The sequence below is a fragment of the Specibacter sp. NPDC078709 genome, from assembly GCF_040686795.1.
Taxonomy (GTDB): Bacteria; Actinomycetota; Actinomycetes; order Actinomycetales; family Micrococcaceae; genus Specibacter.
This window is the reverse complement of record NZ_JBFBLU010000001.1, coordinates 134,562-153,156: the sequence shown is the minus strand read 5'-3', so window position 1 is coordinate 153,156 and position 18,595 is coordinate 134,562. Positions and strand designations below refer to the sequence as shown.

18 protein-coding genes are annotated in these 18,595 nt (G+C 61.4%); 10 read left to right on the top strand and 8 right to left on the bottom strand.

The features are described 5' to 3' along the window. Nucleotides 1-18: 18 nt before the first annotated feature. Both AB0P14_RS00720 and AB0P14_RS00715 read left to right on the top strand, forming a co-directional pair. Nucleotides 19-1,398 (top strand): phosphatidate cytidylyltransferase, encoded by a 1,380-nt coding sequence (locus tag AB0P14_RS00720; protein ID WP_363836574.1) that lies wholly within the window; start codon nt 19-21, stop codon nt 1,396-1,398. A gap of 71 nt (nt 1,399-1,469) precedes the next feature. Then, complete coding sequence (locus AB0P14_RS00715; protein WP_363838101.1) at nt 1,470-2,063, top strand: DivIVA domain-containing protein; 594 nt, start codon at nt 1,470-1,472, stop codon at nt 2,061-2,063. 48 nt (nt 2,064-2,111) lie between these two features. Here the strand turns inward: AB0P14_RS00715 and AB0P14_RS00710 are convergent, their stop codons facing one another. From AB0P14_RS00710 to AB0P14_RS00695, 4 genes are read right to left on the bottom strand one after another with little or no spacing between them, the layout of a single operon-like run. Then, on the bottom strand, nt 2,112-3,599 hold the full coding sequence (locus tag AB0P14_RS00710) for a cation acetate symporter (RefSeq protein WP_363836572.1): 1,488 nt from the start codon (nt 3,597-3,599) through the stop codon (nt 2,112-2,114). Continuing rightward, the gene (locus AB0P14_RS00705; protein ID WP_363836570.1) at nt 3,596-3,988 is read right to left on the bottom strand and encodes a hypothetical protein; all 393 of its coding nucleotides are present in this window, start codon (nt 3,986-3,988) and stop codon (nt 3,596-3,598) included. The genes AB0P14_RS00710 and AB0P14_RS00705 overlap by 4 nt, the downstream gene beginning before the upstream one ends. After that, nucleotides 3,985-4,713, bottom strand: coding sequence for a LytTR family DNA-binding domain-containing protein (locus AB0P14_RS00700; protein WP_363836568.1), 729 nt, complete (start codon nt 4,711-4,713; stop codon nt 3,985-3,987). Before AB0P14_RS00700 ends, AB0P14_RS00705 begins: the two co-directional genes overlap by 4 nt. Before the next feature lie 37 nt (nt 4,714-4,750). Then, complete coding sequence (locus AB0P14_RS00695) at nt 4,751-5,983, bottom strand: histidine kinase (protein WP_363838098.1); 1,233 nt, start codon at nt 5,981-5,983, stop codon at nt 4,751-4,753. A gap of 134 nt (nt 5,984-6,117) precedes the next feature. Here AB0P14_RS00695 and AB0P14_RS00690 point away from each other — a divergent pair, with 134 nt between their 5' ends. Then, complete coding sequence (locus AB0P14_RS00690) at nt 6,118-6,486, top strand: DUF485 domain-containing protein (RefSeq protein WP_363836567.1); 369 nt, start codon at nt 6,118-6,120, stop codon at nt 6,484-6,486. Nucleotides 6,487-6,489: 3 nt separating this feature from the next. Beyond that, on the top strand, nt 6,490-8,142 hold the full coding sequence (locus tag AB0P14_RS00685) for a sodium/solute symporter (protein ID WP_363836565.1): 1,653 nt from the start codon (nt 6,490-6,492) through the stop codon (nt 8,140-8,142). A 108-nt stretch (nt 8,143-8,250) separates the two neighbouring features. Here AB0P14_RS00685 and AB0P14_RS00680 read toward each other — a convergent pair whose 3' ends face one another. The 3 genes from AB0P14_RS00680 to AB0P14_RS00670 form a co-directional block, all read right to left on the bottom strand. Beyond that, nucleotides 8,251-8,949, bottom strand: a complete 699-nt coding sequence (locus AB0P14_RS00680) for a hypothetical protein (RefSeq protein ID WP_363836563.1) — start codon at nt 8,947-8,949, stop codon at nt 8,251-8,253. 2 nt (nt 8,950-8,951) lie between these two features. Continuing rightward, entirely contained in the window at nt 8,952-9,356 is a 405-nt protein-coding gene (locus tag AB0P14_RS00675) for a DUF4383 domain-containing protein (protein WP_363836562.1), read from the bottom strand. Nucleotides 9,357-9,478: 122 nt separating this feature from the next. After that, complete coding sequence (locus AB0P14_RS00670) at nt 9,479-9,958, bottom strand: Lrp/AsnC family transcriptional regulator (RefSeq protein ID WP_363836560.1); 480 nt, start codon at nt 9,956-9,958, stop codon at nt 9,479-9,481. A 142-nt stretch (nt 9,959-10,100) separates the two neighbouring features. On the opposite strand from AB0P14_RS00670, the gene pdhA reads away from it, so the two are divergent. The 4 genes from pdhA to AB0P14_RS00650 all read left to right on the top strand — a co-directional run bounded on the left by pdhA (nt 10,101) and on the right by AB0P14_RS00650 (nt 14,031). Beyond that, nucleotides 10,101-11,213 carry a pyruvate dehydrogenase (acetyl-transferring) E1 component subunit alpha gene (pdhA, locus tag AB0P14_RS00665; protein WP_363836558.1) on the top strand — a complete coding sequence of 371 codons (1,113 nt, stop codon included), beginning with the start codon at nt 10,101-10,103 and terminating at the stop codon, nt 11,211-11,213. Further along, nucleotides 11,210-12,220, top strand: a complete 1,011-nt coding sequence (locus AB0P14_RS00660; RefSeq protein ID WP_363836557.1) for an alpha-ketoacid dehydrogenase subunit beta — start codon at nt 11,210-11,212, stop codon at nt 12,218-12,220. The genes pdhA and AB0P14_RS00660 overlap by 4 nt, the downstream gene beginning before the upstream one ends. Before the next feature lies 1 nt (nt 12,221). After that, nucleotides 12,222-13,550 carry a dihydrolipoamide acetyltransferase family protein gene (locus tag AB0P14_RS00655; protein ID WP_363836555.1) on the top strand — a complete coding sequence of 443 codons (1,329 nt, stop codon included), beginning with the start codon at nt 12,222-12,224 and terminating at the stop codon, nt 13,548-13,550. Between the two features lie 112 nt (nt 13,551-13,662). Then, a complete protein-coding gene (locus AB0P14_RS00650; protein WP_363836553.1) occupies nt 13,663-14,031 on the top strand; it encodes an SPW repeat protein in 369 nt (122 codons plus the stop codon). Between the two features lie 167 nt (nt 14,032-14,198). Here AB0P14_RS00650 and AB0P14_RS00645 read toward each other — a convergent pair whose 3' ends face one another. Beyond that, nucleotides 14,199-14,795, bottom strand: a complete 597-nt coding sequence (locus AB0P14_RS00645; RefSeq protein WP_363836552.1) for a TetR/AcrR family transcriptional regulator — start codon at nt 14,793-14,795, stop codon at nt 14,199-14,201. 100 nt (nt 14,796-14,895) lie between these two features. On the opposite strand from AB0P14_RS00645, the gene AB0P14_RS00640 reads away from it, so the two are divergent. Together AB0P14_RS00640 and AB0P14_RS00635 are read left to right on the top strand one after the other, a co-directional pair. Continuing rightward, complete coding sequence (locus AB0P14_RS00640) at nt 14,896-16,503, top strand: carboxyl transferase domain-containing protein (protein WP_363836550.1); 1,608 nt, start codon at nt 14,896-14,898, stop codon at nt 16,501-16,503. A 9-nt stretch (nt 16,504-16,512) separates the two neighbouring features. Further along, nucleotides 16,513-18,594, top strand: a complete 2,082-nt coding sequence (locus AB0P14_RS00635; protein ID WP_363836548.1) for a biotin carboxylase N-terminal domain-containing protein — start codon at nt 16,513-16,515, stop codon at nt 18,592-18,594. Nucleotide 18,595: the final 1 nt, after the last annotated feature.

Sequence of the window (18,595 nt, the reverse complement as noted above, 5' to 3'; positions counted from 1 at the left end):
CACGCTGAGCTGACCGGCATGATTCCCATTGTCGTGCCCAAAAATAGCGTGCATGAAGCTCCCGTGGTCGCCGAACCGGTGACTGCGGAGCCTGAAGCAGCGGACCAGGAAAGTTCTGCGCAGGAATCAGTCACGTCATCATTGCAAGAGCAGGCGGAACCAGCAGTAGCCGGAGACGCTCAGGCCAGCACCGATGACAACTCTGATTCCAATGCTGCCAGCAGCACCGATAGCACTGACAGCTCGGACAGCTCGGACAACGCTGATAGTGCGGCTCAGCTCGACGTCGGCGAGTCCGCCCCGGGCAACACCGCCCCGGGCAACACCGCTGCGCCAATGGTCACCGTTCCCCATGTCATCGACGATGACACTCAGGAGGGGCAAGCTGAGGCAGCAGCTCCGGATGAGCTAACTCCCGCTTTGGCTGCCGCCGCTCCTGAGCCGGTATCGGCTTTGCAGGTGACGGGGCTTCCGCTCATACCGGTTCCGGCAGGTCCCATCGCTGCGATGCCTTCCGATGCCACCGCGCTGAAGGCGCCGAGGACTCCCAAAGCAGGACGTGATCTCCCAGCAGCTATCACTGTGGGCGTCATCTTGTTGGTGCTGGTCATCGGCTCGCTGTTGTTCTACCCGGTCGCTTTTGTTGCTCTCGCTACGGTGTTTGCTTGTGCCGGTGTTTGGGAAGTGACCCGTGCAGTGGCCGGTAGGGGGATCAAGGCCCCCCTGACTCCTGTCATGGTGGGAGCTTTGGCGATGCCATCCGCGGCGTACTTTGCCGGTTCTGAGGGGCTGTTGTTCGCCCTCGTTGCCAGCGCTGGAGCCACCGTCTTGTGGCGTTCTTTGGATCCTGAACCGGGTGCTATCAAGAGCATTCTGGCGGGTCTGTTCTCCCTCATGTGGATACCGTTCTTACTCAGCTTCGTCTTCCTCATGTTGCGTTCTGACAATGGCGCCACGCTTGGAATGACGCTGGATCTTGCACATATGAACCCCGGTGTAGTGCAGGTGATCATCATGCTCTTGCTGGTGGTTGCCAATGACACCTTTGGTTACCTAGTGGGTGTGTTGTTTGGCAAGCACCCCATGGCCCCAAAAATCAGTCCGAAAAAGTCCTGGGAAGGGTTCGCCGGATCGTTGGGTGGAGCCACCTTGGTGGCCATTCCTGCGACGGTGTTCTTGCTCGATCAGCACTGGTGGGTAGGCTTGGCTCTGGCCATCGGCATGGTCTTTGCCGGAACCGGAGGAGACTTCGCCGAATCCATGGTGAAGCGAGAACTCGGTGTCAAGGACATGAGTAATCTTCTACCCGGACATGGCGGCGTCATGGATCGGCTGGACTCAATTTTGTTTGCTGCCCCCGTGGCATACGCGATCTTTACTGTTTTAGGCCGGTTCTAACACCAGGTCCCCGTGCCATGCAGCGTGAGTTGCACCTCGTAACGAGACAAGTTCAAGGAATGACTGTGACTGTGGAAGAAAAACCCCGGACCACCTCCAAATTCAAATTGGTGGGTCCCAAGGAAGTTGGCTACAACGTCAAGCAAGTGGACGTGTTCTTAGAACGTGCCCGCGCCTACTTCCTGAACACAGACAGCCACGGCAAGGCCATCACCAGCCACGACGTGCGTACGGCGTCCTTTGACCCGGCCCGAGGCGGCTACAGCGCCCAAGCCGTGGATGCGGCGATGGATCGGATTGAAGACGAATTTGTGCTCCGGGAAAAGGAACTCCTCATCGCAGCCGAGGGCGAAAAAGCCTGGATGATGAAGATCGGCAAAACCGCTTCCGTGCTGAGGGCCCGACTGCACCGCCCCGACGGGGAACGCTTCCGCCGCCCCAGCAGACGAAACGCACAAAGCTACAGCGTCGAAGACGTGGACCTACTATGCCGTGAACTCCTGGTCTACGTGGAAGACAACGGCGAGCTCAGCGTCGATGTAGTTCGACGGGCAGTATTTGCCACAGCAAAGGGCGCCGACGGCTATGAGGAAAGCCAGGTTGACGCGTTCCTGGATCGCGTGGTTGAGCTCATGGCATCGATTGACCCGGTACCAGGGAAGTAACCCACCACCCTCTATGACGCCCCAGCTGGCCAGGACGCTTAAACCGGCCTAAGCCCTGGGACTCTCCTGCGCCAAGGGGCGTTCTGGCACATGCAGTTTGGTCATGAAGCGGGAGACCGATGCGCTGCGCCGGTGCTTGGTTGCTCTGGAGACGATGATGGTGACCAAGAAAGCAGCCGGAACGGTCCACGCGGCGGGTTGGGTTAGAAGATCGCGCCACGGTGAATCTGGATCCACCCGGACACCGGCCACAATCGCTGCACCACACAAGATGCCGCCCGTGGCCATACCGGCAACCGCGCCAGCATCGGTGAGTCCGCGCCACCAGATCCCCAGCAGCAGCAAGGGGCAAATGGTGGACGCTGTGAAGGCAAAAACGAGTCCCACACTGCCTGCCAGGGCCAGCGAATCGGTCATCATGGCAAAGCCAAAAGGTACGACGGCGGCCAGCACGGCCGCGAGCCTAAATCCCCTTACGCTTCCCCCCAGGAGGTCTTGGCTGATGACCCCAGCCAGTGAGACCACCAGTCCTGAGGTGGTGGACAAGAAGGCGGCGAAGGCGCCAGCCACGACCAAGGCAGAAAGCAAGTCACCGGCCATGCCGCCCACCAAGGTGCCAGGCAGCAGCAACACGGTGGCGTCGGGGTAGCCGCCCTCTGCCAGTTCGGGCAGGAACACCCGTCCCAGTACCCCGTAAATGGTGGGGAACAGGTAAAAGAAGGAGAGTAGTCCCAGCACGATCAAGGTTGTGCGGCGGGCTGCTGCGCCGTCGGGGTTGGTATAAAAGCGCACTAGAACGTGCGGTAGGCCGAGGGTGCCAAAGAGCAGAGCAATGAGCAGGGATAGCGTGCGGTAGGTGGAGTCTCCGGTAATGGGACTGGTGGGTGGGAACAGTTCCGTGCCAGCGGGGATGGTGGGTCCGGTGCCGCCGCTGAGCATCAGCAGGATGAAGATGGCGGGGACAGCCAGTGCTGTGAGCTTGAGCCAGTATTGGAAAGCCTGCACGAAAGTGATGGACCGCATGCCACCGGTGACCACCGTCAGGACCACCACCACCACGACTGCTCCGGCGCCAACCCACGAAGGCAGGCCCGTGGTGGTGCGGATGGTTAGGGCCGCCCCATGCAATTGCGGAACGATGTAAAACCAGCCCACCACCACTACCAGAATGCTCGTGACATAACGGGCCGTAGCAGATTCCAGCCTAGCCTCGGCAAAATCTGGGATGGTGTAGGCCCCCGAACGGCGCAGGGGAGCGGCCACGAAAAACAGCAGCATGAGGTAGCCGGCGGTGTAGCCGATGGGAAACCACAGGGCGTCGACCCCGGTCATGACGATGAGTCCGGCGATGCCGAGGAAGCTGGCGGCTGAGAGATATTCCCCGCCAATGGCCGAAGCATTCCACCATGGCTTGACGGTGCGTGATGCTACGTAGAAATCGCTGGTGGTCCGTGAGATTCGCAGCCCATAAAAGCCTATGACGGCGGTTACGACAGAGACGACGATGAGTGCCGTGTAGCCAATGGCAGGATTCATTTTTCCTCCACGAGGTCCCGGTACTGGGCCTCGTTCTTGGTGGCGGCACGGACATACAACCAAGCGCAGATCCCGATGATGGGATACGCGCCCACGCCCAGCAGCAACCACGGTGCGGGAATGCCCAAGATGCGCCAATCTGCGAAGAGCGGCACCCATCGGACCAGTGCCCAACACAGTAAGAGGGACGCCATGAACCCGGCTGTTACAACCAGAGCCAGCCGCAGTTGTGAACGAATCAGCGACTGGACCATGACCTCGCCCACGGCGGACTGTTCGGCAACTTCCTGCGAGACAGATGTTTGGGCGGGGATAGCCCGGGCTTGGGTGCGAGGGGCTGAGACCCGGACACGGCCTTGGGCCGGGGGACGGTTGGGACCGAAACTCATGGTGCAGGCCGTACCCGGGTGGCTTGTAAATGTTCACGCAGAACCGGCACATGACGGCGGCTCACTGGCAAGACGGAGTTGCCCACCAACACAGTGGGCTTTGCCGCGCTGAGTTTCAAAGCGGTCACAAAGGACATGCACACCAAATACGAGCGGTGAATGCGGATAAAACCGGACTCGGCCCAGCGTTGTTCCAAGTCTGCCAACGGCACCCTGATGAGGTAGCTGGCTTCAGCCGTGTGGAGCCGGGCGTAGTCGCCCTGGGCCTGCACAAATTTCACTTCATCGAGCCGGATGATTCGGCTAATGCCACCTTGATCTACCGTGATCATTTCGACTTCTTCTGCGGCGATGGCCGGTTGGGTTACCAGTTCCACGACCCGGTCCACGGTGCGAGTAAGGCGTTCGGTGCGCAGCGGCTTGAGCAGGTAGTCCACTGCCGCCAGCTCGAAAGCTTCCAGAGCCCGGTCGTCGTCGGCCGTTACAAAAACCACTACGGGAGGGTTGCTGCGTTTGCCAATCACTGCCGCTAGCTCCAGCCCGGAGAGGCCAGGCATGTGGATGTCCAGGAACACCGCATCAACGGTGTGCACCGCCAGCAGGTCCAAGGCTTCGGCACCGCTCATGGCTCGATGGATGGTGCCCACACGCGGGTCACGGCCCAAAAGAAACGCCAACTCTTCCACAGCGGGCAGCTCATCATCAGCCACCAGGACATTAATCATGTATCCAAGGGTACGGCTTGGCGCGGCGGAGGAAGGCCTACGCGTCATGGCCGGGCTGGTTCTTGGGTACTGTCATGGTGATCAACATGCCGTGTCCAACGCCGGTGTCGATGGTGAGGCCGTGCTCGTCCCCGTAAACCTGGCGCAGGCGGGTGTCAACATTCCGCAGGCCCACGTGCGTCCCATCATGTCGCCCAGCGAGAACTAGCCGCAGTTGCTCGGGATCCATCCCCACGCCGTCGTCCTCGATGGTGACCTCGGTGTAGGCGCCAAGGTCCCGGGCGCTAATTTGCACCAGCCCCTTGCCGGGCTTGGTCTCAAAGCCGTGCCGGACAGCGTTTTCCACGAGGGGCTGCAGGCTGAGGAAGGGAATGACCGTGCTGAGGACCTCCGGGGCAATCTGCAAGCTGACCTGGAGACGGTCCCCGAAACGGGCGTTTTCCAGCAGCAGGTACCGATCAATGCAGCGGAGCTCTTCGGCAAGGGTGGTGAAGTCCCCGTGCCGGCGGAAGGAATAGCGGGTGAAGTCGGCGAATTCCACCACCAGGTCACGGGCACGTTGCGGATCGGTGTTGATGAAGGAAGCGATGGCGTTGAGGGAGTTGTAAATGAAATGTGGGCTGATCTGGGCGCGCAGGGCTCGTACTTCGGCCTCTGCGAGCAAAGTGCGGGAGGCACTCAACTCGGCCAATTCCAACTGGGCTGAGACCCAGGCGGCGACCTCGTTGGTGGCCCGTACCAGGCCGGCAGTGGGCGATTTTGACAGGATCATGACACACCCCACGGCGCGCGAATCCACCTTGAGAGGGCAGATCACGGCTGCCTTCATATCGCTGTCCGGCGCCAACCCCAGGGCCTTGCGCAGCGCCGGATCCAGCGTTGCCACCTGGGTGCGGCCGTTGCTCAGCGCCTTGGTCACAAGGCCCATGACGACGTCGGAATCAGGTTGCCGGGACGCGGCGCCGGTGCCATCCCAGGCCAGCAGACGGGTGTCGTCGGTCATGGCGAACGCGGCACAGTTCAGCAGTGTGCGCAATTGCTTGCTGGCTTTGAGAGCTCCTGCAGGTTCCAGCCCGTCCCGGAGCTGTTCCCCGGCTGCGGCCGCTGAATGCAGGGCAGTAAACGTGGCGTGCTCAGCCTCCGTGCCCAATTCGCGGTGCGAACGGGAGAGCCGGAATCCGACAGCGGCTACCACTGCGGCAGCGGCTACCACCACGGCGATAGCTGTTATGAGCAGGAGTGTTGATTCGCTCAACAGGGGAGTGGACATGCTGTAAAGAATAGCCGCCACAGCACCATTCAGCGCACTGACAATGCCGTTCACCGCGGCGCCGTGCAAAGCACGCATGAATGTGAGCTGGGGCACTTCATAGTGAAAGAGATCACATCACTCAAGGAGGAATGATGGGTAATTCTGCCCAAGCAAGTCACGAAGGACCCGTGGACTTTATTGCTGAACAGAACTCGGAAGAGTTCAAGCAGCTCAAGAAGTCGCACCGGAACTTTGTCTTCCCCGTAGCCATCGGATTTTTGGTTTGGTACTTCGCCTACGTCCTTTTGGCCGCCTACGCCCATGACTTCATGTCCATCAAGGTCTGGGGCAACATCAACATTGGCCTCATCATGGGTCTGTTCCAGTTCGTCACCACTTTTGGCATCACCACTTGGTATGTCAGCTACGCCAACCGCAAGCTCGATCCCCAGGCTGCGGTCATTCGCACACGCCTGGAACGACAGATCGATGCATCCGGCATGACCAAGGAAGAGGTTTAGTACATGAGCCTGTCCTCAGCACTTCTCAACGTTGCACCACTGGCCAAGTCGCTCAGTGACCAAACGAAAGAGAACTCCTGGATCAACATTTTGATCTTTATTGCCTTTGTTGCCGTCACCATGATTGTGGTGTTCCGGGCCAGTCGCAATAACAACACCGCGGCCGATTACTACGCCGCAGGACGGTCCTTCTCCGGTGGCCAGAACGGTACAGCCATTGCCGGCGACTACCTTTCCGCCGCATCCTTCTTGGGCATTACCGGTGCCATTGCCATCAACGGCTACGACGGCTTCCTCTACTCCATCGGCTTCCTCGTAGCCTGGCTCGTGGCACTTCTTCTCGTTGCCGAGCTGTTGCGCAACACGGGCAAGTTCACCATGGCGGATGTGCTCTCCTTCCGTCTGAAGCAGCGCCCCGTGCGCATCGCCGCGGCAACCACAACCTTGGTGGTTTGCTTCTTCTACCTGCTGGCCCAGATGGCTGGTGCCGGTGGTCTTGTGTCCCTGCTCCTCGGCTTGGACAACTCCAACAAGGCCGGCCAGAACATTGTCATCGCCGTTGTTGGCGTCTTGATGATCGTGTATGTACTGATCGGTGGCATGAAGGGCACCACCTGGGTACAGATCATCAAGGCATTCCTGCTGATCATTGGTGCAGCCATCATGACGATCATCGTCTTGGCTATGCACGGCTTCAACCTCTCCACCCTCATGGATGCGGCAGTTCAGACCTCCATCAATGAAGGCGGTGTAGGTGAAGCACTGCTGAACCCGGGAGCCCAGTACGGTAAGGCTCCGCTGGACTTCATCTCCCTGGCCTTGGCTCTTGTGCTCGGTACCGCGGCTCTGCCGCACGTGCTGATGCGCTTCTACACGGTTCCCACCGCCAAGGAAGCTCGCAAGTCCGTGGTTTGGGCCATCTGGCTCATCGGTGGCTTCTACATCTTCACCTTGGTGCTGGGCTACGGTGCCGGCGCACTCATCGGCAAGGAAGCCATTCTCTCCGCTCCCGGTGGCGTGAATGCTGCGGCTCCGCTGCTGGCATTCGTAATCGGTGGCCCCCTCCTGCTCGGCTTCATCTCCGCTGTTGCCTTCGCAACGATCCTTGCAGTGGTGGCCGGCCTGACCATCACGGCGGCAGCTTCCTTCGCTCACGACATTTACTCCAATGTGATCGTCAAGGGCGAGCCAAAGCCAGAAATGGAAGTCAAGGTTGCCCGACGCACCGTCATCGTGATCGGCCTGGTCGCCATCGGCGGCGGCATCCTGGCCAACGGTCAGAACATCGCGTTCCTGGTTGCCTTGGCCTTCGCCATTGCCGCCTCCGCGAACCTGCCCACCATCGTCTACTCGCTGTTCTGGAAGAAGTTCACCACCAAGGGTGCACTGTGGAGCATGTACGGCGGCCTGGCCTCGGCCATCTTGCTGATCGCCTTCTCACCGGTGGTTTCCGGCAACGAAAAGGCCATGATCTCCGGCGCCGACTTCTCCTGGTTCCCGCTGGCCAACCCCGGCATCATCTCTATCCCACTCGCCTTCTTCCTGGGCTGGTTGGGCACTGTCATGGATAAGAACACCGAGGATCCGCGCATCCAGGCTGAGATGGACGTCCGTTCACTCACCGGTGTTGGAGCCGAAAAGGCTTCCGAGCACTAGCCCTGAGGCACAAGGCCCCGTTCACCGTCACTTTCTCAAGTACGACGGCGGACGGGGCCTTTTGCTGTCATCTCGCCTCGGGCGGCAAGCGAAAGGCGGGAGACTTTTTTAGTGGTGGTGTCCTTGGTCCTTGAGCCGCTGGAGGTTCTCGGGAATCACGTTGCTGTTATGGTCAATGTGGCCCGAACCGCCGGGACCGGAATCGCTGTGCCCCGAATGCGGTACAGCAAGCTCACCGGCCGTGGACGCCGCCATGCCGACGGTGGTCAACGCGGCAACGAACAGCGAGATGGCAAAGAGTGTCCCTACCACTGCAGCCGCCGTACGTGGCGTGGCCGCAGCTGACGAAGATCCGGCGACAGAATTTTTCTGGCCTTGGGGACTGCGTAGTGGGGCATTGAGGGCCCAGCCCAGAACTGCCGTCGCCGCGAGTTCCAGAACCAGCATTGCAGCGATCGTGATGTCAAAGGTACGCTCCGCCACCGGCATCCGCCACAACCCCAGCAACAAGCCGATGAGGTGGATGCCAGCGGCGATCCCCAGGGCAGGGTTCAGGACTTCAGGCCTGATGAGCTTTCCATGTCGCAATGCCAGAAGCCCATAGGCAAGCGCCGCTAGCCCGTACATGGCCGAGAGAACACCGGCTACCCCCAACAAAGGTCCGCCGAGCCCGCTAGCCGAGGGTCCGCCGTCGACCGCTTCACCGAAGCCGGGCAACAAACTAGAGGCTGCCGCACTCGATAAGGCGGCGATTCCCAGCAGAGCCACGCACGTAAACAGCCACGAGGGCTCATTGGCGGTTTTCATGGTTAGGCAGTCGCGGTGGAGGTGGCGCGGTCCTGTGAGAGGCCCACGGCCAGCAGGACGATGGCGCTTCCAAGGTGCAGCACGTTGTCTGCGCCGTTGAGGGCGATGATGTTCAAAGCCGTGCCTGGCAGGAAGAGTCCGGCGATTCCTACCAGCAGGTACACCGAACCCACGGTGGAGTTCATGGTCTTGGCAGCCTTGGAAGAGGCCAGCCCGGCGAACAGAAGTGCGGCCCCAATGGCCAAGTGAATCACGTTGTGCAGCGGATTGACCTCAAAGAAGATCAAATTCCGGCCTTCGGTGGCAAAGAATCCGATGCCGCTGGTGACGAAGAAGCCAAGGATTCCGACCAAAAGATAGACCGCGCCAAAGACGGTGGCCAGCAGCCTGTTCGGTGAAGTGCGCATGATGAATACTCCTTTTTTCGTAGACGAATCGCGATGATGATTCGTCCGTTCCTGATACAGGCTCATGGTGAACCCGTGCCAGTAGTTCGGAGCGGCGGCTGGTGTGGATTGGCGGGCTAGGACTATTTTTTCAAATCCCGTTCCAGCAGCGGCGTCATGCGGAAAGGGACCAACTCCTGCATGGACAGCGAGGTTTCGGTCCGTTCAACCCCGTCACAGGCCAAAATCTTGCCGTTGATCCGGAAGAGATCCTCGGCTCCGGTGGAAACCACCCGCACCAGAAGATCCGCACGGCCACTGAGACCATGGGCTTCCACTACTTCCGGAATCGCTGCTAGGGACGTGGCCAGAGCGCCCAGTTTTTGCTGTTGCACATGGACCGAAATGAACGCCGACAGCGGATAACCCAGCGTGCTGGCGTTGATGCGGTGGTCAAACGGTAGGAACGCTTTGCGCTTCTCCAGCGACGCCATACGGGCCTGGACCGTGTTGCGGGAGAGTCCCAATTGCGCGGCCATGGCAACTACCGTCTGCCGGGAATCGTGGATGAGCGCCAGCAAGATCCGGGCGTCTGTTCCGTCAAGTTCATTAAGATGAGGCATAGTGCGCAGATTAGCACGATAGCCTCGGCCCGCGCTTGGCACTATGCTCAATTATTTTCTTGGTTATTGCGCCGGATGTAGAGCGTGAGTAGGGTCACACTCATAGGGATTTATCCGGTCAGCACGCAAGGAGGCGAGCGCCATGAATGATTCGCGCCATGGGACCCCGGTCCCTGCAGGCATGCATATGCACCAACTCATTACGGCTACGGGGGAGCGCAACAGTGATGAGCTGTTGGATGAGTTTGTCAGCGATATTGACCATGAAGCGCTGCGTGGGTTGTACCGCGACATGCTAGTCATCCGTCGCATCGATTTTGAAGCCACAGCACTCCAGCGCCAAGGGCAGCTGGCCTTGTGGCCGCCCATGCTGGGACAGGAAGCGGCTCAGATTGGCTCCGTCCGTGCACTTGAAACGGAAGATTTCATCTTCCCCACCTACCGCGAAAACGGTGTCGCTTACATCCGTGGCGCCAACCTTGCCGGCATCATGAGCACCTGGCGTGGCAGCGCCAATACCGGCTGGGATCCGCACGAATTCAACATGGCCACCCCGCAAATCATCATTGGCGCCCAGACATTGCACGCCACCGGTTACGCCATGGGAATTGCTATGGAGGGCAAGGAGTCCTTGTCCATCGCCTACTTGGGTGACGGCGCCACGAGCCAGGGCGATGTCCATGAATCCATGGTTTTCGCAGCCAGCTTCCAAGCACCTGTGGTCTTCTTCTGCCAAAACAACCACTGGGCCATCTCCGAACCCGTGGGCCTGCAATCGCACCTCCCGCTGGCCGGCCGCGCCCCCGGCTACGGCATTCCCAGCCTGCAAGTGGACGGCAACGACGTCCTGGCCGTGCTAGCCGCCACTCGCTGGGCCGCCCGCCGCGCCCGCACTGGCGGAGGCCCCAGCTTCATCGAAGCTGTCACCTACCGGATGGGCCCGCACACCACCGCCGATGACCCCACCCGCTACCGCGGCGTCACCGAACTGGAGGAATGGGCCGCCAAGGATCCGCTCTCCCGCCTGCGGACCTACCTTCTTAATGCTGGAATGCTCGACGCCGAAACTGAGGCCGCGATCGCAGCGGAGGCTGACGCTGTGGCCGCCGAGCTACGGGATGGCTGCATCAACCTTGCCGACCCGGAACCCATGAGCTCCTTTGAAAACGTTTATGTAGATCCTCATCCTGTACTCGATCGCCAACGCGAACAGTACCGGCGGTACCTGAGCTCTTTCGAAGGGAGCGCATCATGAGCAAGCTGAGCCTGACCCAGGCCATCAACGCCGGACTTCGCAAGGCGATGGAAGACGATCCCAAGGTGGTTCTTTTAGGGGAAGACATTGGCACCTTGGGTGGAGTCTTCCGCGTCACCGACGGTTTGATGAAGGACTTTGGTTCCCACCGCGTCATCGATACTCCGCTGGCGGAATCGGCCATCATCGGCACTGCCGTGGGCCTGGCCTACCGGGGTTTTAGGCCCGTGTGCGAGATTCAGTTCGACGGTTTCATTTACCCGGGGTTCGATCAGATCGTCTCCCAGGTGGCCAAGCTGCACATGCGTACCCATGGTCAGGTGCGGATGCCGCTGACCATCCGCGTACCTTTTGGTGGCGGCATTGGCTCCCCGGAGCACCACTCGGAATCGCCGGAAGCCTATTTTGTGCACACCTCGGGGCTACGCGTCATCAGTCCCTCCAGTCCGCAGGACGCCTACACCATGCTGCGCCAAGCCATCGCCAGCGATGACCCGGTCCTGTACTTCGAGCCCAAACGTCGCTATCACAGCAAGGGCGAAGTGGACCTGGCTGCACCGCTATCTGCCGCACCCGCCATGGGTTCAGCGCGTGTTGTTTCCGCCGGCACCGATGTCACCTTGCTTGCCTACGGGCCCATGGTGAAAACGGCCATGGATGCTGCCAGTGCAGCGGCCGATGAAGGAATCTCAATCGAGGTCATCGATCTGCGTTCCCTCTCGCCCGTTGACTACCCAACGCTGCTGGAATCAGTGCGACGCACCGGGCGGCTCGTGATTGTTCACGAGGCCGGGCGGACCATGGGACTCGGGGCTGAAGTTGCCGCGACCATCACCGAGCGTTGCTTCAACTACCTGGAAAGTGCGCCGGTTCGCGTCACCGGATTCGATATCCCGTACCCGCCGTCCAAGTTGGAAAAGCACCACCTCCCGGACCTTGACCGGATACTCGACGGCGTAGACCGCGCCTTGGGGCGCACCAACTCACAGACCGGCATGGAGGACTAACATGATCGCTGAATTCAAACTCCCCGACCTGGGCGAGGGCCTCACGGAATCTGAAATTGTCAGCTGGCAGGTGGGTGTAGGGGACACCGTGACGCTGAACCAGGTTCTGGGTGAAGTAGAAACGGCCAAGGCCGTGGTGGAACTGCCCTCGCCTTATGCTGGCGTGGTCACGGCCATCACCCATGAGCCCGGCACCATGGTGGAGGTTGGTGAAGTCATCATCGCCTTCGAGGTGGCTGGTCCGGCAGGTGGTTCCTCACCTGCGAAGGGAACCGAGCCCGAAACCGAGGAAGCCCCGAAGCGGGTACCTACGCTTGTTGGCTATGGTGCTGATCCGGAAACCTCTGCACGTCCTGCGCGGCGGTCACGAGCATTTGCTTCTAACACAGCGACTTCCCATGAGGCGGAGGCCCCGGATGTCCGGATGCAGGCCGATCGGCCCAGGTCCACACCGCCGGTGCGCAAGCTGGCCCGGGATCTCGGGATTGAGCTGGATCTTTTGACAGGGACCGGCGAGAAGGGACTGATCACCCGCGAGGACGTGGTCACCTTCGCCGGGGACAAGTCCCAAGGTGCCGGGAGCCCGGTGGAGGGTCCGGCGTCGTCCGCTCAAGGCCAGGCGCCAAGCCTGCGGGAGGTGCGCACACCCATCAAGGGGGTCCGCAAATTCATGGCGCAGGCCATGGTGGAGAGTGCCTTCACGGCTCCGCACGTCACCGAATTTCTGACAGTCGACGTCACTGCCGGGATGGATTTCCTCGCTAGGCTGCGCACGTTCAAGGAGTTCGACGGCGTCAAGGTCACCCCGCTGACGCTAGCCGCCAAGGCAGTGACACTGGCTATTGCCAGGCAGCCGGCGCTGAACTCGCGGTGGGATCAGGAGCGCGGGGAGGTTGTCACGTACAACTACCTCAACCTGGGCATTGCCGCCGCCACGCCCCGTGGATTACTGGTGCCCAACATCAAGGATGTGCAGGATCTGGGGCTGCGCGCGCTCGCCGTGGCGTTGGGTGACTTGGCGAAGACGGCCAGGGACGGGAAGACCCCACCGACGGATCTGGCGGGCGGCACCTTCTCCATTACCAACATTGGCGTGTTTGGGATTGATGCCGGAACGCCCATCTTGAACCCGGGTGAGGCTGGCATTTTGGCCCTCGGTGCGGTGCGTCGCGTGCCATGGGAACACGAAGGTGGAATTGCCCTGCGGCAGGTTATGACGTTGAGCCTTTCCTTCGATCACCGGCTTGTGGACGGGGCGCAGGGATCACGCTTCCTAGCGGATGTCGGCGCCATGATGGCCGACCCCGCGATGGCGTTGGTTTTGGGCTAAGCCTTTTGGGGTAAGTATTGCAACCTTAGGGCTATGGTTCCGCGGGTAGTCACGGACGTATATTTTAAGTGACCCCCATTGTGGGAGCCAACTCATAAGGAGGTTGGTATCGATGAAGACGTGGAATCGCTGGCAAGATTATGTTGCCGTGATCGCGGGTTTGTTTGCTGCTCTGTCAACACTGTGGACAACTCAGCAGGCCGGATCCATGGTCATGATGATTGGTTGCGGCGTACTGCTGATGGCATCTGGCGTTTGGAACCTGATGAGCCCCGGGCAACCAGTGGGCGAATGGGTGCAGATTGTCCTAGCTGCACTGTTGTTTGTTTCTCCGTGGCTTGTTGGCTACACGGGACACAGCGGTGCCGCCTGGACGTCCTGGATTGCCGGCGGTGTGGCCGTAATTGTTGGGGTGCTCGCTCTGGCGCCAAGCATGCACGGGCATTCCGAAGGTCACCACGGGGGAGTAGCGGCGCACTAATTCTCCGCTAACCCGCAGGTGAGAACCACATGTAAAACCAGCAGCGCCGAGCTTGCTCGGCGCTGCTGGTGGTTGCAGCGGTGCTGGCGGGCGTAGTGCCTCGAATCGCGAAAAAGGACCCGGTCGCTGAGGTCTAAGTAGGCGCCCTGCCCGGTGGGCCGCCCGCGCTAGACCCCGGTCAACCCCGCCCACGCCATGGCTTCGAGTACCGGCCGGGCCGTGGCGTCTTGCTCGCCGTGAATGCGGACGCTGTACGGGGTGGAGTTGATCAGGCCGAAAACCGCATGGGCTTGCAGGCGGCGCACCGTCACTGCCCGCTCGGGGAACAGCCGGCCCAAAACCTCAACCCACAGCTCAACGTAAGCACGCTGCAAGGACCTCACCGCGGATCTGTCGGTAGCGCCCAAGCTGTCAAAGTCTCTGTCCTGGACCCGAATAACGTCAGGTTTGCTCAGTGCGAAGTCAACGTGGAAGGCCACCAGCGCTCGCAAGGAGGCAGCGTCGTCGTGCGTGGCATTGAGAACGGAACGGCCCCCGGTTAGGAGGTCCTCGCTGACCTCCACTAACAGGGCGCCCAGCAGTGCCTGTTTGCCGTCGAAGTGCCGGTAGACGGCGGGTCCGCTGACGCCGGCTGCGGCGCCCAGGTCCTCGATCGAGACGCCATTGAAGCCGCGCTGGGCGAACAAGGTCGCGGCGGATCGCAGCAGCACGGAGCGGCGTTCGGCCTTGGCTTGCGTGCGGGCTGTGGTTGGTTGTGAACTCATGGCTCCCCCTGTGCTGGACATCACAGAATAGAAAGACTAACCTGAAACTCAGTTAGTGGTTATTAACTTAGTGTAACGCTCACGGAGCAGATGAGGGTCGATGGAGACTTTGCAGAGCCAGATAGAGCCCGCCGGAGAGGCGTTCGCTCGTAACGATGCTGGGCAGCGCGCCTTGGTGGCGGAGCTGCGCGAGCGGCTGAGGGTGACGGCTCGCGGCGGTCCGGAGCATTCTCGCCAGCGGCATGTGGCGCGCGGGAAGCTGCTGCCCCGGGACCGGATTGGGCACCTGCTCGATGAAGGCAGCCCGTTCCTGGAGATTTCCCCGCTGGCGGCCCATGATATGTACGACGGCGCGTCCCCCGGTGCCGGTGTCATCGCTGGCATTGGTGTGGTTGAAGGCCGCCACGTCATGGTGGTCTGTAATGACGCCACGGTCAAGGGCGGCACCTACTACCCATTGACGGTGAAGAAGCATCTGCGAGCGCAGGAGATTGCGCTGGAAAACAGGCTGCCCTGCATTTATTTGGTGGACTCAGGAGGCGCGTTCCTGCCCAAACAAGATGAGGTGTTCCCGGACAAGGAACACTTTGGTCGGATCTTCTTCAACCAGGCCCAAATGTCTGCCCGGAAGATTCCGCAGATTGCCGCCGTCATGGGTTCCTGCACGGCGGGCGGCGCGTACATGCCAGCGATGAGCGATGAGAGCGTCATTGTGCGCAACCAGGGCACCATTTTCCTGGGCGGCCCGCCGCTGGTGAAGGCAGCGATTGGTGAGATCGTCACGGCCGAGGAACTCGGTGGAGGTGAGGTGCACGCGGGAATCTCGGGCGTCGTGGACCATCTGGCGGAGAACGACGAGCATGCCCTGTCCATCATCCGCGACATTGTGGCCACGTTGCCGCCCAACCCGGCACCGGCGTGGGCCATACAGGAATCGGTGAGTCCCGCCGTCGACCCGCAAGAGCTCTACGGCGCCGTCCCCACGGATCTGAACACGCCCTACGATATCCGCGAGATCATCGCCCGGATTGTGGATGGCAGCAAGTTCCACGAATTCAAGAAGAATTACGGCACCACACTGGTCACCGGCTTCGCCACACTGCACGGGCACCCCGTGGGCATCGTGGCCAACAACGGCGTGCTGTTCAGCGAATCCGCGCTGAAGGGGGCGCACTTCATTGAACTGTGCGATCAGCGCGGCATTCCCCTGATCTTCCTACAAAACCTCAACGGTTTCATGGTGGGCAAGGATTACGAACACGGCGGCATTGCCAAGCACGGCGCCAAGATGGTCACGGCCGTTGCCACAGCGCGCGTGCCCAAACTGACGGTCATTGTGGGCGGATCCTTCGGCGCCGGCAACTACTCCATGTGCGGGCGCGCCTACAGCCCACGGTTCCTGTGGACCTGGCCGGCCTCGCGCATCTCCGTCATGGGCGGCAATCAGGCTTCCTCGGTACTGGCCACCGTCAAACGTGAGCAGCTGGAAAAACGCGGTGAAGACTGGTCCGCCGAGGCCGAAGCAGAGTTCAAGGCGCCGGTCCTGGCCCAGTATGAGGACCAAGGTAACCCCTATTACGCCACCGCCCGGCTCTGGGACGACGGCGTGATCGACCCCGCCGATACCCGCACCGTTCTAGGCCTGGCCCTTGACGTGTGCGCCCGAACCCCGCTGCCCGAGACCGCCTTCGGCCTCTTCAGAATGTGATGTGAGCTCATGACTTCCCCTGCGACACCTCTAGTTGACACCGCCCCTTTTGATACTGTCCTGGTCGCTAACCGCGGCGAGATTGCCTGCCGCGTCATCCGCACCCTGCGTGAAAAAAGCATCCGCTCGGTTGCCATTTATTCAACGGCCGACGCCGGAGCTCGCCACGTGCGTGAAGCGGACGAAGCCGTGTGCATCGGTCCCGCCGCGGCGTCCGAAAGCTACCTCAGTATTGCGGCCGTCCTCGCCGCCTGCCGTGGCACTGGCGCCCAAGCCGTCCACCCCGGCTACGGCTTCCTGTCCGAAAACCTGGAGTTCGCTCAGGCCTTGGCCGATGCTGGCATCACGTTCATCGGCCCCAACATTGAGGCCCTGAACGTCATGGGCGACAAGATCCGCTCCAAAAACCATGTTGCCGCAGCCGGCGTCCCCGTGGTGCCGGGCATCTCCGAACCCGGGCTCACGGATGCTGACTTGATTGCGGCAGCTCCGGGCATTGGCTACCCGCTGCTCATCAAACCCTCCGCCGGGGGAGGCGGCAAAGGCATGCACAGCGTGTTCACTCCGGAGGAGCTGCCGGCCACGCTGGCCACGGCCCGACGTGTGGCAGCGGCCGCGTTTGGCGATGACACCTTGTTTCTGGAACGTCTGGTGGCCAATCCGCGCCATATAGAGGTGCAGATCCTCGGCGATAATTTTGGCAACGTGGTTCACCTCGGGGAGCGCGAATGCTCGCTGCAGCGCCGCCACCAAAAAGTCATCGAGGAGGCACCCTCGCCCCTGCTCTCAGGGTTGGCGGACGGTGCTGCCATCCGTGCGCGCCTTGGCGCCGCAGCCTGCGATGCGGCAGCCAGTGTCAACTACACGGGTGCCGGGACCGTTGAATTCCTTGTCTCCAATGACAACCCCGGTGAGTTCTTCTTCATGGAGATGAACACCCGCCTACAGGTGGAACACCCCGTCACCGAGATGGTGGCCCGCGTCCGGGGCGAGGCCCTGGACCTGGTGGCGTGGCAGCTGCGCATCGCCGCTGGGGAGAAGCTCGACTTCGGCCAAGCCGATGTCACGCTTGAGGGCCATGCTGTTGAGGCACGCGTCTACGCTGAACAGCCATCCGAAGGATTCCTGCCTGCCACCGGAACCGTGGTGGTGCTGGATGAGTCCGTGACATCGCGTCCTGGCGTCCGAGTGGACTCTTCGCTGGCCCGACGCTTGGAGATCTCGGCGCACTACGATCCCATGCTCTCTAAGGTCATCGCCTGGGGTACCGACAGGGCCGAGTCTCTTGAGCGCCTCGATGCAGCCCTGCGCGACTACGTGGTTCTCGGTGTCCCCACCAATGTTGAATACCTGCGCCTGCTGTTGGCCGATCCCGATGTCCAAGCTGGCCGCCTCGACACCAACATGATCGAACGTAAACTCCCCGACATGGCTTTCCGCACCGTGTCCGCCGACGAGTACGCCGCCGCGGCACTCGTGGCCCGGGCAGGTGATGCCGCGAAGCCCAATGCACTTGGCACGGAGTCGGCGGCATCCCTGTGGGCCCGCACCGACAACTGGCGCATCGGCGATCCCGCACCGTGGCGAATGACGTTCGCGGCACCCGGGCGCACCGGCGTGGTGACGGTCAGCGGGACGGAAGTCAACAGCGGCACCGAAGGTCCCGGCGTCGTCCATGTCACCGGACTGGGTGAGGCAGCACAGGAGGTGCACGGATCGTTCGAGGGCTACAGCGTGGCCATGTCCGGAGACACCGTGTTCCTGGGATCCGGCGGCTGGAGTGTTGCGCTGGAAAGGCTCGACCGGGACCAAGCAACGGCACGTATGCTGGCCGGGCTGGAGCGGACGGACGCCGCGGCCGATCCGCAGCTGCGCAGCCCCATGCCCGGCACCGTCACAGTGGTCAATGCGGCCACGGGCGACCGGGTCGAGGCCGGTGCTGTGCTGCTGGCGGTGGAGGCCATGAAGATGGAACACCAAATCATGGCTCCCATGGCCGGAATAGTGCATATTGCTGTCGCGGTGGGCGGGCTGGTCAAGGCTGACCAAATTGTTGCAAGCATCCAAGAAGATACTCCTGAAGGGGAATGAC

Excerpts from the sequence above, each read along its gene's own strand:
- AB0P14_RS00700 (WP_363836568.1), bottom strand. The coding sequence starts at position 4,713 with ATGATTAATGTCCTGGTGGCTGATGATGAGCTGCCCGCTGTGGAAGAG.
- AB0P14_RS00660 (WP_363836557.1), top strand. The coding sequence starts at position 11,210 with ATGAGCAAGCTGAGCCTGACCCAGGCCATCAACGCCGGACTTCGCAAG.
- AB0P14_RS00695 (WP_363838098.1), bottom strand. The coding sequence starts at position 5,983 with ATGTCCACTCCCCTGTTGAGCGAATCAACACTCCTGCTCATAACAGCT.
- AB0P14_RS00650 (WP_363836553.1), top strand. The coding sequence starts at position 13,663 with ATGAAGACGTGGAATCGCTGGCAAGATTATGTTGCCGTGATCGCGGGT.
- AB0P14_RS00690 (WP_363836567.1), top strand. The coding sequence starts at position 6,118 with ATGGGTAATTCTGCCCAAGCAAGTCACGAAGGACCCGTGGACTTTATT.
- AB0P14_RS00720 (WP_363836574.1), top strand. The coding sequence starts at position 19 with ATGATTCCCATTGTCGTGCCCAAAAATAGCGTGCATGAAGCTCCCGTG.
- AB0P14_RS00655 (WP_363836555.1), top strand. The coding sequence starts at position 12,222 with ATGATCGCTGAATTCAAACTCCCCGACCTGGGCGAGGGCCTCACGGAA.
- AB0P14_RS00670 (WP_363836560.1), bottom strand. The coding sequence starts at position 9,958 with ATGCCTCATCTTAATGAACTTGACGGAACAGACGCCCGGATCTTGCTG.
- AB0P14_RS00680 (WP_363836563.1), bottom strand. The coding sequence starts at position 8,949 with ATGAAAACCGCCAATGAGCCCTCGTGGCTGTTTACGTGCGTGGCTCTG.
- AB0P14_RS00675 (WP_363836562.1), bottom strand. The coding sequence starts at position 9,356 with ATGCGCACTTCACCGAACAGGCTGCTGGCCACCGTCTTTGGCGCGGTC.
- AB0P14_RS00710 (WP_363836572.1), bottom strand. The coding sequence starts at position 3,599 with ATGAATCCTGCCATTGGCTACACGGCACTCATCGTCGTCTCTGTCGTA.
- AB0P14_RS00645 (WP_363836552.1), bottom strand. The coding sequence starts at position 14,795 with ATGAGTTCACAACCAACCACAGCCCGCACGCAAGCCAAGGCCGAACGC.
- AB0P14_RS00640 (WP_363836550.1), top strand. The coding sequence starts at position 14,896 with ATGGAGACTTTGCAGAGCCAGATAGAGCCCGCCGGAGAGGCGTTCGCT.
- AB0P14_RS00705 (WP_363836570.1), bottom strand. The coding sequence starts at position 3,988 with ATGAGTTTCGGTCCCAACCGTCCCCCGGCCCAAGGCCGTGTCCGGGTC.
- pdhA (WP_363836558.1), top strand. The coding sequence starts at position 10,101 with ATGAATGATTCGCGCCATGGGACCCCGGTCCCTGCAGGCATGCATATG.
- AB0P14_RS00685 (WP_363836565.1), top strand. The coding sequence starts at position 6,490 with ATGAGCCTGTCCTCAGCACTTCTCAACGTTGCACCACTGGCCAAGTCG.
- AB0P14_RS00635 (WP_363836548.1), top strand. The coding sequence starts at position 16,513 with ATGACTTCCCCTGCGACACCTCTAGTTGACACCGCCCCTTTTGATACT.